8 protein-coding genes are annotated in these 13,920 nt (G+C 37.9%); 4 read left to right on the top strand and 4 right to left on the bottom strand.

Features of this window, described 5'->3' with window-relative positions; all coding sequences use genetic code 11:
* Positions 1–48 precede the first annotated feature (48 nt).
* The 4 genes from C7H19_RS18110 (at position 49) to C7H19_RS26540 (ending at position 8,934) form a co-directional block, all read left to right on the top strand.
* Positions 49–4,029: a tetratricopeptide repeat protein gene (locus tag C7H19_RS18110; RefSeq protein ID WP_106458333.1), complete on the top strand. Its 3,981-nt coding sequence runs from the start codon at positions 49–51 to the stop codon at positions 4,027–4,029.
* Positions 4,030–4,233: 204 nt separating this feature from the next.
* Entirely contained in the window at positions 4,234–4,515 is a 282-nt protein-coding gene (locus tag C7H19_RS18105) for a helix-turn-helix domain-containing protein (protein WP_106458332.1), read from the top strand.
* Between the two features lie 168 nt (positions 4,516–4,683).
* Positions 4,684–7,668, top strand: coding sequence for a DUF3854 domain-containing protein (locus C7H19_RS18100; RefSeq protein ID WP_106458331.1), 2,985 nt, complete (start codon positions 4,684–4,686; stop codon positions 7,666–7,668).
* Positions 7,669–7,743: 75 nt separating this feature from the next.
* Positions 7,744–8,934 carry a hypothetical protein gene (locus C7H19_RS26540; protein WP_219907683.1) on the top strand — a complete coding sequence of 397 codons (1,191 nt, stop codon included), beginning with the start codon at positions 7,744–7,746 and terminating at the stop codon, positions 8,932–8,934.
* 111 nt (positions 8,935–9,045) lie between these two features.
* On the opposite strand, the gene C7H19_RS18090 is transcribed toward C7H19_RS26540, so the two are convergent.
* The 4 genes from C7H19_RS18090 to C7H19_RS18075 all read right to left on the bottom strand — a co-directional run bounded on the left by C7H19_RS18090 (position 9,046) and on the right by C7H19_RS18075 (position 13,184).
* The gene (locus tag C7H19_RS18090) at positions 9,046–9,267 is read right to left on the bottom strand and encodes a hypothetical protein (RefSeq protein WP_106458330.1); all 222 of its coding nucleotides are present in this window, start codon (positions 9,265–9,267) and stop codon (positions 9,046–9,048) included.
* A gap of 373 nt (positions 9,268–9,640) precedes the next feature.
* Positions 9,641–12,379: a protelomerase family protein gene (locus C7H19_RS18085; RefSeq protein ID WP_106458329.1), complete on the bottom strand. Its 2,739-nt coding sequence runs from the start codon at positions 12,377–12,379 to the stop codon at positions 9,641–9,643.
* A gap of 179 nt (positions 12,380–12,558) precedes the next feature.
* Positions 12,559–12,957: a type II toxin-antitoxin system VapC family toxin gene (locus tag C7H19_RS18080; protein ID WP_106458328.1), complete on the bottom strand. Its 399-nt coding sequence runs from the start codon at positions 12,955–12,957 to the stop codon at positions 12,559–12,561.
* Positions 12,957–13,184 (bottom strand): type II toxin-antitoxin system Phd/YefM family antitoxin, encoded by a 228-nt coding sequence (locus tag C7H19_RS18075; protein ID WP_106458327.1) that lies wholly within the window; start codon positions 13,182–13,184, stop codon positions 12,957–12,959. Before C7H19_RS18075 ends, C7H19_RS18080 begins: the two co-directional genes overlap by 1 nt.
* Positions 13,185–13,920 lie beyond the last annotated feature (736 nt).

The following is a 13,920-nucleotide window of genomic DNA, read 5'->3' as shown; positions in this document are numbered from 1 at the left end:
AAAATTTTGCCGTTATAACTTAATTAAAAACAACCGGAAATTAATTTTATGTACTTCCAAATCACTCCGCCATCTATTTCTAGAATTCGTGCTAAGTTTATCATTGAAAAACTTAGCAACTCTCCTCAAAATAGCAGTTTAATCAATATTTTTGCGACTGGAAGAACTCATAGTGGCAAAACTACACTCGGAAATCGTTTGCTAGGAGTTGATTATTTTTTATCTACAGGTCGTCAAGATTGTACAAAAGAAATCAATCTAATTGAATTTCCCAACGGGCTAAAGTATTTCGATCTTCCGGGGGTATGCAGTGATGATCGATTAGAAAATTATAACAGAGTTGCTCTTAATATGTCTCAATTTGAAGAATTTCCTTTTGTAGATGAGTTGACTTTAGCAAGATACAAAGAAAATCAGTCTCCATCCGAACAAAATTTAAGTATTAGTCACTATGAAAAACTCAATTTTAAACCAGATTTAATCTATTATTTAATAGCACCTGATAAACAATTTGCTAGAGGCGATCGCAAATATTTAACAGACTTATTAAAAAGGCATCAAAATATTATCTATGTCTTTAATATGTTTGTAAACAAGCAAACAGGAATTTGTTATGCAGCAACCGAAGCTAATATTCAAGATGTTGCCACCCAAATACTTAAAATTCATAGAAATATTTTAGGCGAAAATTCTCAACCCAAAATTGTAGGTGTTAATTGTTGGACAGGCGAAGGAATCGCAGAACTATTACATCAATCTGAACAAATTTTATTAGGTGAAAAAGGTAAAGTTTTTCAAGAGTTAATTGAATATCAACAGCAAAAAACTCCTGATGAATATGTTAATCAAGTTAAACAAGAATTAATTCGATTATATGCTCATGCCGCTTGTGAAAAAGCAACTGGGAGTGACAGTTGTGATCAACCTTTACATAGAATATGCCACACTCTCTTTGATTTTTTAGCCAATTTACCTATTCAATCTAAACAATCAGATAACTTGATTACTCAACGAGTAAATACTATTGTTAATCAGATTATTTCTAAGCAGATTGAAATAACTGAAATTGAATCCTCAGAGGATAAACTTATCCATGTTCTCAGGTCAAGTGATTATATTTTGAATCAAAGTATTTACTATTTTGATGAGTTAATCGAACACTATATTCGTGATGTTCAAAGACAAGTTGATGAAATCCGCGATCAAGAATTGGATGATTGGAAAAAACAGAATAAATTTTATCATAAACAATTAAATCAGAAAGAGGAGATTCTTATTTCAGAAGAGGCAGAAATCAATTCATTAATTCAATCGCTCCAAAGCAAAGAAGAAAATCTTCGTGATTGGATTGATCAATATAATTCCTCTTTGGAGGAATACAACGAGCAATATGAAGATTATATGTATCAGTATCAGAAATTCAACTCTCGTCTTGAGCGATGGAAACAACGTGTAGATAGATATAATGCCAACATTGATAAAATTCAACGTAGTTCGGCAAGATTAACTTATGAAGCTCAACAGTCAATCGAGCAAGAAAGTGATTATTTAGATGAAGAAAGAACCGCCATAGAATCTGAAAGTGGCTATATTGATTCTATGAGTAAAGATTTAGAAGAAGAAAAAGAATATATTGATAAAGAAAGTGAAGCAATTGATCTAAGAATCCCCGAAATAGAACGCGAAAAGAAAAACCTTAACCAAAAAATAGAATCTTTCAATAGAAAACATCAAAAATATTATATTTTTAAGAAAAATTATGATGATGAATTTAAAATGTTCTATCATTCAATTACGGTCTTTGATGAAGAGTTAAGTTCTCTTAATGAAAAAATAAATGCCAGAATTAATGAAATAAATATTTATCTTCAGGAAATTGCAAGTCGTCATTTTTCAGAGAATTATTTCAACGAATTTTCATCATTAGAAGATGGAATTAATGAATTACAGAAATTTGTTAATTGTTGTTCAGATGAATTGGCTATTTTTGAGAATCAAATTTTTACTTTTCATCAAGAGCTTAAAAAGTCTATCTTCAGGTTGAGTTTTAATAAAGTAGCGACACAAGTTTTGCAGAAAACTACTGAACATTATTTTGACGAAGCAGGAGAATTTGAATATAGAGGAAGTCAATATCATTATTTTTGTCAACATGGTATTACACTATGTTTAGCGATTACAATGAGAACCTTAGTTGGTACTAAAAAAGGATATAAAGAACTTTATGACGATTTATTTTCTAAAGTAACCCGCTTAGGAATTTTTCCTGATAATCCAGAAGAAAGTAAAATTTTAGATCTATTAATTTCTAAGGTAGATTTACTGTTTGACAACGAATTTGACATAAATAGTCTTTTATTGGATTTGCCATTTTTAAAACGTTGGGACGATCTTTCCAATTTACCACAGGTGGAAAAGGAAGATAGTAATAGTATCTTGATTTTATTTAATCAGGCATTGCAGTTATCAAACTCAGGCAAAAATGAAGAAGCGATCGCTTGCTATGACAAGTTACTTCAAATTGAACCTAATAATGGTGGAGCTTGGTTCAACCGCGCAGGAGATTTGTCCTCACTCAATAAATATAAAGATGCTATTTATTCTTATACCAAAGTCCTTGAATGTAAAGAGTTTGAATCAGGTTTTTATGATGCTTACATGAATCGTGGAAATTTACTAAAATTACTTGAAAGATATGGAGAAGCTCTTTTTTCCTTTAACAAAGCTCTTCAAATTAATCCAAATGATGCTTTAGCATGGTCTTGGCGTGGATATGCGCTATATTTCCTTGATAGATATGAAGAAGCTCTTGATTCTTTTAATAAATCTCTTCAATACGAACCTATTTGGACAATCGATGATCCAAATTGGAAAGTGATTATTTGGTGGCATCGGGCGTTTACACTTAAAAGGTTATGTAACTATGAAGAAGCGATTATTTCCTTTAATAAAGTCCTTGAATTTAATCCAAATCATGATGGTGCTTTGCTTCAGCGAGGAGAGATTTTATACAAAGTTTTTGACCAGAATGAAGAAGCTCTTGCTTGTTTTAATAAAGCTCTTCAACTCAATTCAAATAATGCTGATGCGTGGTGCAATAGAGCACTTATACTGTCATCATTAAATAGATATGAAGAAGCCCTTGCTTCCTTTGATAAATGTCTTCAAATTCAACCTGATGATGCTGATACTTGGTTGAAGCGGGCGTATTTATCAATAACTTTACTTAATAAACCAGAAGAAGGACTCGCCTCTTTTGACAAAATCATTGAACTCAAATCTGATAAAAGTTATGGCTATTACAATAAAGGATCTTTATTAAAATCATTAGGTAGATATGAAGAGGCTCTTACGTATTTTGACAAAGCCATTGAAATTAAGCCTGATGATGCTAATGCTTGGAATGATAGAGGATTTGTATTAGAGCAATTAGCTAAACATGAAGAAGCAGGAATTTCCTATAGTAGAGCAGAATATTGGTCTCAAAGAAAAGAATCTTACTCTCAGATAGAATTAATTACTGTCAATGCTAATTATGAACAATTAGACCAGTTTTTACTGCAAAAAAAATGGAAGGAGGCAGATCAAGAAACAAGCAAATTAATGTTAAGATTATGCAGGCGAGATGGGGAACTTTCGCTAACAGAAGACGATTGCAGAAAATTTCCTTATGAGGAGTTAAAGATTATTGATGATTTGTGGGTAAAATATAGCAATGGTCGCTTTGGTTTTTCCGTTCAGAAACGAATCTGGATTGATTGTGGTGGTGTTCCAGGAGAGGTAGATCAAGATATCTTTTTCCAATCTTGGAGCGAGCGTATTGGTTGGAAAAGCCCAGGAGAAAGTGGCTTTAAAAGTTATTCAGAACTTATATCCAACGTTACAAACGCATCACTTGGACAATTTCCTATAGGAGGATGTTTTAAAGTCGGTTATTTTTGTTTTTGTGAAGATAAAGATAGCACAGACGGATCATTGTCTGGATATTCAATTTGTGGAATACTTTTCGGTCATGTAGCAAATCTGTAGATGGATAAATAATAAAAGGCGTTGTTCAAAAACGAGAGATTTTGGGTAACACAAGCAGCCAAAATTCAGCGGCGTTGACTGAAAGACGGAAGTGATTAAGAATTGCTGAGCATAAGTCATTTCGGGATTAGCCTTTTTCACACTTTTGAAAGCGTGATAGATTAGTTATAACAGTATAAGAGCAAACCTAAAAAAACTTTAGAGATGACCCTAGCCCTGTCCGACGAGATGACAATTAAGCCAGAAGACTTCGATCCGCCACTAAAGCGCAAAGAAGCGGCTGTACCTTATTATTGGACGGTAGAGGAGTTAGCCGAGGAGTTAGGGGTATCAACCCGTTACGTTCATTATTTAATCAAAGGTGATCTTAAAAGAAGAATTCGCGTTCGGCTTAAAGCTTACAATGCAGGAAAATCTTTGCTAATACCTGAGCAAGAGGCACTTCAGTATTTATGGGAAATAAAACAAGTTAAAAAGAAAAATTAACAATTCTTAACTCTTTGCACTCATTTATATGAATGCACAAGCTATATACTAATAACATATACTAAAAAGCCCCTTTTTGACTGCAATCTTTAGGGACTTCTTTAGCTTTATATTCACTCAACAGGTTGAAGTTCCTGCTGAGACACTAGCTTTTGAGCGAAAATTTTTATGCTTAAATCTCATTGTACACAAACTGATGATGGATTAGCAATCAGTGTCAAAAAATCATCATTCGCTTTTTCTGATACTCAAACATTTTCATTGCCATCTCCTGTTTCCGAATGGACTGTAGGAAGTGCGATCGCCTCCAGTCTCACCGAAAAATGGCTCACTGAGATCGAAGATCCCAAACAAATCGCCACTCTCCTAAACTGGAAATCATACAATCACACTGAAGGCTGGTACGTCCGTTCAGTTGACCCAACCACAGGGCAGTTTACGAATCATGGTCAGTTCAAGCCATCATCACCTTTAATCCTTGACGACAAACCGCAGAAATATTTTTCATTTCCCAAAGGCAAGGGAACGGAGCCGATTTTTGCCCCAATGACGTTGGAACTCTGGAAGGCGATCGCTACTTTAAACGGTATCCCCATTGTTCCCGAAGATATTGATGAAACCCGCGTTGATTTAGGATTTTGGCTATGGGTTTTGAAGCATCCCGAACTTCCAATATCGATCACCGAAGGAGCGAAAAAAGCAGCTTGTCTGCTATCAAATGGTGAGGTCGGAATTAATGTTTCAGGAGTCTGGAATGGACAACAGAAAGGGAAACTTCACCCGTCTTTGCTGCCATTTATCACACCAGGGCGAGTAGTCAAGTTAGCCTTCGATGCCGATGTGGTGGTTAAACCACAGGTGGAAGCGGCGTTGATTCAATTTGGCTCGTTATGCCATCACCATAAAGCTCAAGTATGGATCGTAAAATGGGATTTAAACTTAGGAAAAGGGATAGATGACTTAATTGTGAACCAAGGAGAAAAAATCTACTCAGAAATTATCGGCAATCCAGTAGCCTACAAAGAATGGCTAAAATCGCTCTCAATCCAAATGCCTCCTCTGGCTTCTAAGAGTCAGAAACCACCGAGTCCCGATGTCTTAGCGAGATCGTTGAAGGAAAAATATCAAGATAAATGGCTCTGGGATGACGAGCATAAAACGTGGCTCGAATACGAGAAGAAACAAGTTGGAGTCTGGGTGCCCGTCGCTGACCTGTACATCTCAGTCCAGTTGAACCTGATTCTTCAAGCCAGAGGAATGAGTGGATATGGCATCTCCTATCTGCGGAACTTGGTGGAAATGTTGCGTCATGAGCTTTATTGCCATGAGTGGAACGAGAAAAAATCTTTATTGCCTTTCCTTGATGGAGTCTACGATTCTGAGACGGGCCAATTTAGTAAGCATTGCCCAGGGAATCACCTCACATGGGTTTTACCTCGCAACTACACCTTACTCGATAACAGTTGGGGAAGTATAGATCGCTGGTTAGATGAAGCGGTTGGTGGTGATATGCACCATAAGCGGTTATTGCTCTGTTTTGCGGCTGCTGTTTTAAGACGACGATCAGACTTACAGAAATTCCTTCACGTCATTGGATTGGGAGGTTCAGGTAAAAGCACATTGATGAATTTGTTGATTGCGATCGTGGGTCAACAGAATACAGCTTCATTAGACTTGGATGCTCTTAACGAAAAAGATGCGATCGCTGACTTATTCGGTAAAGTTTTGTTAGTTTTTCCAGATCAAGACTCCTGCGGTAAGCAAGTATCAAATTTCAAAAAAATCACAGGTCAAGATTTGTTAAGAGGACGGAAGCTGTATAAAGATGCTTTCCATTTTCGCTTCGATGGCATGGTGGCGATTACCTCGAATCAGCCAATCTTTCATGCAGGTTCGGGTCGATGGTTAACTAGACGGGCCTTGATGGTTCCGTTTAAACAGATCATCTCAGACCATAAAGTAAGGGATTTAGAGAAAGAATTTGAATCTGAGTTATCGGCATTTACTCATCATCTGCTATCGATTCCAGAACAGGAGATAGAAACGGTTTTACGGGGAATAGCAGGAGGACAGAAACTTTCACCGACCCTGTGGGAATCACAAGTCAGATCCGATGGATTAGCCGAGTGGATAAACGAACATCTGATCTTTGACCCATTGGCCAAAACACAAATTGGTGCTAATGCGCGGGAATGGAACGATGATCAATATAATCCTGTTTCATCGACTTTGTTCGGGTCATATTGTTGGTCATGTAAGAATACGTTGCGATCGCCTTTAACGAAAGAAAATTTCTCAGCTAACTTACTTGAACTGCTAACAGCTACTTTGGGGTGGCAAGTGGAGAAGAAAAAGAGTAATGGGATGATGGTAATTTCAGGAGTAAGATTAAGAACTTCCTCGGATAGCGATCGCTTAACTGTTGAAGAACAATTATTACAGGGAGGCCTAGTAGGGATACATCAGGGAAACCCACAGGGAGACATAAAAACCTTATCTGATATGGCTCAGGGAGGCCAGGGAGACTTATTTGAGCAGATTAATCAATTAGAAAAAGAGAAGCAAATCTTGTTAGAGAAACTGCGATTATTAGAATCCGAAAAAACAGTATTAGAACAGGAAAATAACGATGTAGTCAACCCCTCCCTAGCCTCCCTAAGACAGACACAACAAGAGATACAAGTCTCCTTTACTCCAATAGCCAGCCCCTCCCTCGAAGCCTCCCTATCAGAAATTGATTATTCAACCTATCCCCATCGAACATCTTCTGACATCAGAGCCAAACAGAATAAGGCTCATCAATGTAAAGAGAAAATGCTATCTTGCCATACCTCTGAACGATTGGCTCAATTTAAGAGTGATGGTGGTTTTAGTGAGACTGAGATTCAATGGGTGTATCATCGTCTTCTCACACCAGCCGAACAGGATCAAGTAAGAGAAGCCGCTAATTTAAGTCAGCTAAGTTTGTTCGAGCAAGTTGACTATAACTGGCAGAAAGCGATCGCTGCGATTGATGCTGAGTTATCCCGATTAGGATGGACAACGGCTCAAGCTAAAGAATATCTAATTGCCAAATACAACAAGCGATCGCGTCAATTGTTAGATAATGAAGAGATTATTGAGTTTTGGCAGACTTTAAAAAACTTAAGCTGATCGCCTCGTGTCAAAATTCGTTAAAATCGGAGTAACTAAGGAAAAAGTGACTTTATTTGATGACTAAATCGCTAAATGAGCTTAAAAATTGTCAGCGTCAAAAAACAAAAACTTGTTGAAGCCAAAGTCAAAAACGAAGCTTTGAATGAAATCGCCATTCAAGTCGAACCGATGGTTGAACCAATTGTCGAAACTGAGTCTTTGATTGAATTACCTAATGAAACACAGGTTGAAGTAGAAGATGTTTTCTTCCAAGCACTCGGTCTGCTCAAAGTCGATGCCGTGCAAATAGTGGAGAAAAAAATCTTAATAATGATCGCTGAAAAAGAATATTTCGGATGGGTAGAACCGAGACAGTATAAAGAACTATGCCAGTTCTTAGAAAAGCATGAGGGGACAGCCTATCTGAGGGTGTATCCGAAGACTGTAAGCGAATCGAAGGAAAAGCTAGTCATACAAGGATGGCACATCTTGGCTTGCTTAAAGACTGTTCCGTCAAATGAAAAGGAGAACGAATTTGTTCTCAAGGGAGTGTGGCAATATATTACTCAGTCCGAAACCCCAGTGATGACGATTTATCGGAATGAGCAAGCTTATGACCCAACAGGGAAGTATCAAGCGACTCATCTACCGATAGAAATGGTTAGGACGGATTGCCAAGCATTTGAGTTTGACCCGAACGCCACGAAACAAGCCAAAAGATATTTTATCCAAGGATTATTCGAGTTTGACTCAATAAAAAACTGTTTGGTTTGGAAAAAAGACCTAGCCGCCCCGACAACTCAAATTCCCCATTACCGTAAGCCTTGTAAGATTCTGGTGGAGAAGTCCGCTCTTAAGACCGAAAAAGTCGCAACCGAAGACTCAAAACAGCTAAGTCCCATTAAAAAAGCCTTACCAGAACCTCAACAGCTAGTAGAAAGTCAGAAATTATCATGTTTTCCAGAAACAGAAGAGATCAATATTATGTTAAACGGTAAAACACCCGAATTAACGATTAAATTCAGCCAAAATCCCGAATTACCCAGTGAAGGGAAAACGGTTAATCTTCAAATTACAGGTGAAAACGGCATTGTGGTCAAGGCTGCGATCGCTCGTAAGACCCTAGCCAAGCAGGTTGAGAAAATGGATAGCTTTGAGAATTGGGTAGCGGTATTGTCAGGGAAGATGGTGACGATCACTTCTGATGGAGTGGTTGAGTTAGAGGGTGCAGGAATTAATGTGTTTGAGAAGAAAACTAAAGAAGTGGAACAAACAGCAGAATAGATGATTCTTGCCTGTACCGAACGTTCGGTTTATTAGAAAGATTAACGAAAGGTTTTTTAGACTAAACTGTTATCACCTGACATTCGACGAACTTGTTCAAGAGAAATCGGTTTAGGCTTGCTTGCGTTGAAAATACTCAACTTGTTGTAGGTAAGAACGGACTTCTTTAAAATCCTTAAGTTGAACTAAAATCATGTCCTGATAAACGGCATCAACTGGAGCAATTGTTGTCGGAATCAATTTCTGTAATTGTTTTTCAGAGATTGATTGTTCCAAATATTTGAGAAAAAGGTCACGCTTGTAAGGTTGAGTGCTGAGTAAATACCAATTCATTTGTACAGTTTTTTTGTGCTGTATAAATTGTAGGACATTTTGCCGTAAGACAGTTTTGCTTTTTAATAATCATTGATGATCTAAAAGTTAAGGAGGCCCATTGGAAACACTTTAGGGAGAGGGTCAGGGAGACCTAAAACCTTCATCTAGTAGGCAATAGGGAGGGCAGGGAGGCTTTTACTAACAAAAAAATTAATTCTATAAAAACAGTGATAAAGTATTTTGACAAGCGAATTATCTGAAAACCAAAAATACAGTATTAGAACAAAAAAAGCCTAAAGTTTCCTAAGCCTCCCTGCTCTCCCTAAGTCTTTCAGAGTAAGGGTTAAAAGCTTTCCTGAGTCATGAACTACAAGCCTCCTGTGAAGTCTCCCTAACAATGTTGCTCAACAAAAGATTTGAACGGTTCGATATCTTTACCCCTGTTGTGAGTACGGACAGTGCCAACACCAATCGCATGATGATGTTGAGCAATATGTTCTTTGTACTCATCAATAAACTGATGAGCCGCCGCCCTGTGAATATGAAAAGTCACCTCAAGGAGTGCAGGAGTTAGGGCAAAAGTGTTGTCGGGATGCTGATGGTTCCATTGCTGAAGGGCATTGAAGATAGCGATCGCCCTAGCCATTGCCCCACCATCACTTCTAGTGCGACGAATTTTTGGTGTCAGTTCATTATTAGTCATCGGTTGAGTAGGGTTAACTGGCGATCGTTTAATTGATTCAGGAACAAGAGTCTCTTTATTAGCAGTTGGTTGAGGAGGGTTGACTGGCGATCGTTTAATTGATTCAGGAACAAGAGTCTCTTTTTTCTCATTTTTCACTTGAGACTCTTGAGGTGGTTTTTCGACAATCGGTGGTTCTGTAATAGAAGAATTATCACCATTGAGCAGTTGACGAAAAACCGATAAAGTCGAGTTAGCCTTGTCCAGTTCAGAGGAGAGGCGATCGTTTTCAGTCTTCAACATTTCTACTTGTGGATTAGGTTTTCTGGCTCGCTCTAATTGAAAAGTAAGATCATCACGTTCTGTTTCTAAAATAGTAACCTGTTCTCTGAGGGAAGTAATTTCACCCGTTAACCAAGAAAGAGTTTTCGCTTGATCAGCGATCGCTTGTAAAGATTCATAAGATTGTGGAGGGGCTGCCTCTTTGTTGATTTGTTGTTCAACCCAATTAAGCAGAGAATGAAACACATTTGCTTGAGTGCCGTCAAAACCTAAAGAATGTGCAATCGTCTCAAGTCTGGTGCGATCATCAGCATAAAGATTATAAATCGTAGTGGTCGGACGTTTTAGTTTTTCAGTTTTAATGTGAGAATCATTTGTACTAACTAAAGTCGAATAAGTATCAACCATTTCATCAAGGTTTTTAAAGGGCAGATGGGAGAGAAGTTGCTTACTTATATCAGACAGACAACGCTTGTCGATTTCTGTTGGTGAAAGATAGAGAAGCGGCTGCACATCAGGATAAGCTTTGAGACGTGCGATCGCGTCGATCACTTGAGCAGCTTCAACAAGAGTAACGAGCTTATCTTTTGTCGTGGCAAGGGTTGAAGAAAACAGAAGGGCAAAAGGATCATCAGGACATGGGTAAAACTTCTTGCTTTTGAGCAATTCACCCGCCGTCAAACCTGTAACGGAAATTAAGCCCGTCAAGATTTCACCCATGTTATTGCTGGTTAACAACTGAGTCAAAGGAGCTTGTAAAGCCTGTGCTTTTGGGTTGTTAATTAGAAGAGGATGTAAAGAGAGCAATGGCGTATTCGACATCTGCTCCTTTGATGACTGTAGTTCTCCCATTAAAATTTCTGGCTCACTAACTGTTTGATTAACTAATACAGTTAATGGTTCAGCTAAGAAAAAATAATCAGCCTCAGTTTCCGTTAAGCATTCACTGTCGGTTACAGATTCATTTAAAGAAGGCTCAATTAAAGACTCACTGATGACGGATTCATCATCAGGAGAAAGATTTGTCACCGCGTTTGACGACTCTTCCTTTGTAATTGATTGAGCATCATTTAAAGGTAACTCACCAAACTGTGCAATTTTAATCCCTCTGTTTTCCAAATAATTGTCATGATTATCAACCAAGCGGTAACGGAAATAATGACCCGTCGCTGCACTGTCAATGGCATGGCCCAGATAATGCTGTAAGAAAGGGTACTCATGGGAAGTAGGGGGGCAAAAGAAATAAGCGGCGATCGCACCCCATAAACTTCTGAGATTATGAATACTAACGTTTTCTCTGCCCTCTAGAGGTGGAACAATCTCACCTAAATGCTTGTTACACTCACGGTTAACTTGCACATCAAATTTATTGATGGCTTCGGCTAATTCAGAACTCGTCAAAGTTAGCAGAGGTTGAATTTCATCACACGAACGAAACTGTTTGATGACGGGCAGCAGAGTCGCCGCACAGGTGAGGGTCACAATATCGTAAGCAGAGCGTTCCACCTTAGAATGACCCTCAAAGCGTAATAGATAGGGATGCTCGGTGAGACTAAACTGACCTCTGGCCAATACCTCATTCAATCGTCTGCCTGTTAGACCAGCGATCGCAATAGCTTGATGACGAGAGGCAAATTTGTCATGACTGTGCAGAAGTTCGATTAACTTATACAAGTATAGATCAGGATTAACTCCCTTAAGATTAAGCTGTTTAGTTCGGTTAGTTTCTTTGTTACGGGTGTCCAAGTTTTCATAGGTGACCGTATCATATTTGAGATAAGTCAAAGCGTAGTGTTCAAATCGTTCTTCTTCTACTCCTGTGGCTCGTTGCGTATGAATGTAACGATGACTGTTTTGCTGAGTTGTTGGGATGATTCCTTGTGCGATCGCTTCCTCAACAGCTTTGCGATATTTGGGAAGATAATCAAAAGCAATGGTATTCGTTTTGTAACCTTCTTCAAGTAAGGCGATCTCAGCCTCACATAAAGCTTTAATTGAGGAATGATCGTCTATTATCTTCAGGCGGTCAATTAAATGTAAGATCAACTGCTCTAAGTCGGATTTGCCCAATTTGCTACGTTTGTCGAGTGAGATGCGCTCACGGTAACGGGCGACGATTTCATCTCTGGTCAAGTCATAGGAATAACTTAAAGGAGTTGTTGGCATACACGTAGAGCGAAAAAGCTACTTGTATTATACATTAATTAAATAAGCTTGTACATTTATTGTCAATCAGCATTTTGTACAATCTAGAAAAACCAAAAATACCTGACCAAGTAGAATAGTCTGGCACGTTCGTTATTGTTAATCAGACATTTTTGGCCCTGAAAGGGTCAAGCTAGAAGCTATGGGTCGCTATCCCAAATCCGTACGACGGCATAAGCGTCAAAAGCTGAATCCCTACTGAGGATTGGCAAATTATCAGTGATACTCTGTGCAATAATTAAGCGATCAAAGGGGTCATTATGATAAAAAGGTAGAGTAGAGATAGTATTAAGATGCTTTAATTGTATGTCTAATAAATCAAAATCATTTAATTGAATTTTCTGTTCTATATAATCAGCTAAAGGAATTGCTAAGGTTAATTTATTTTTACTCATTTTAATCGCCATTTCCCAGATAGTAGCTAAACTGATGAGCTTTTGATGAGTAGTATCTTCCATAATTTTTCGGACAGGAGAACTAAGTTGCTGATTTCCCGAAAAGAACCAAAGTAAGCTGTGTGTATCAAGAAGAAAACGCATCAAGTATAATCCTTAAAATCTTCTAAAGGTTCATCAAAGTCGTCGGAAATGGAGATTATATTTTGATCGCTACCGAACAGGGGTGGGCGTTGAGAGGAAGTTTTAAGAGAAACAAGCTTAACTATCGGTTGTTCATGCTCGGTAATTACAATTTCTGTCCCTTGAGAAGCCAGTTCGAGTAATTGACGGATTTGAGGTAAAGCTTGATTGATATCGATCGTTTCCATTAGTTCTCTCCGTTACTACAAATTCGGGCGTGGTGATACAGATAAGCGATCAAGCTTGCTTGCCTCATTTGCCATACGAAGGTCAACGAGCGATCGTGCAAAAGTGTCATCAAGCATTGGGATCTCTTTACTGAGAACGATCATGAAGAAATAGAATTATCTTTATCCAACTATTATACAAGTATAATCGAAAAGGGTCAAGTAAAAGCAATGGAGAGCGATAACGGAGATTAAGCCGAGCGATCTTGTTAGCGATGTCAATATTTAAAGAATCTCTTCAAAAAACTTTCTTGGCTTTTCTATTTAGAGCTATAATAGGCGGTAAGGCAGCAGCCAACGGATGAAAGCAAATGAAAATCGGTTAGGAGAGAGCAAGTACGATGGATGGACAGGCTATGCTCCGAGTCAAAAAGGCAATTGAGATAACCAATCAGAAATCCTTATCTGTCCGTTATCCTGAAAGTGTTATATACAAGTATTTAATAAATGTACAACAAAACTTGAAGTTTTCTTATACAAGCGAATGGATTAGAGAAGATGCCGTACCGAGTCTAGCAAATGTAATTACCTCAAATGCTTGTCCTGTAAGCTTTTCAAAATTCAATACAAATGTATGTACAGACAATATAAAATGTATATATAAGCGGGATCATCGATTTCATGCAAGTGTATAAAAAATTGAATGTATAAAATTTAGTTATACAAGCAGATTAGGAACTTCGGATGTTTTCTTTGT

Source organism: Aphanothece hegewaldii CCALA 016 (genome assembly GCF_003007785.1).
Classification (GTDB): Bacteria; Cyanobacteriota; Cyanobacteriia; order Cyanobacteriales; family Microcystaceae; genus Chroococcus; species Chroococcus hegewaldii.
The sequence above is the reverse complement of the archived record's forward strand: the minus strand, read 5'-3'. Positions and strand labels throughout refer to the sequence as shown.

Excerpts from the sequence above, each read along its gene's own strand:
- C7H19_RS26540 (WP_219907683.1), top strand. The coding sequence starts at position 7,744 with ATGAGCTTAAAAATTGTCAGCGTCAAAAAACAAAAACTTGTTGAAGCC.
- C7H19_RS18080 (WP_106458328.1), bottom strand. The coding sequence starts at position 12,957 with ATGCGTTTTCTTCTTGATACACACAGCTTACTTTGGTTCTTTTCGGGA.
- C7H19_RS18085 (WP_106458329.1), bottom strand. The coding sequence starts at position 12,379 with ATGCCAACAACTCCTTTAAGTTATTCCTATGACTTGACCAGAGATGAA.
- C7H19_RS18090 (WP_106458330.1), bottom strand. The coding sequence starts at position 9,267 with ATGAATTGGTATTTACTCAGCACTCAACCTTACAAGCGTGACCTTTTT.
- C7H19_RS18105 (WP_106458332.1), top strand. The coding sequence starts at position 4,234 with ATGACCCTAGCCCTGTCCGACGAGATGACAATTAAGCCAGAAGACTTC.
- C7H19_RS18100 (WP_106458331.1), top strand. The coding sequence starts at position 4,684 with ATGCTTAAATCTCATTGTACACAAACTGATGATGGATTAGCAATCAGT.
- C7H19_RS18110 (WP_106458333.1), top strand. The coding sequence starts at position 49 with ATGTACTTCCAAATCACTCCGCCATCTATTTCTAGAATTCGTGCTAAG.
- C7H19_RS18075 (WP_106458327.1), bottom strand. The coding sequence starts at position 13,184 with ATGGAAACGATCGATATCAATCAAGCTTTACCTCAAATCCGTCAATTA.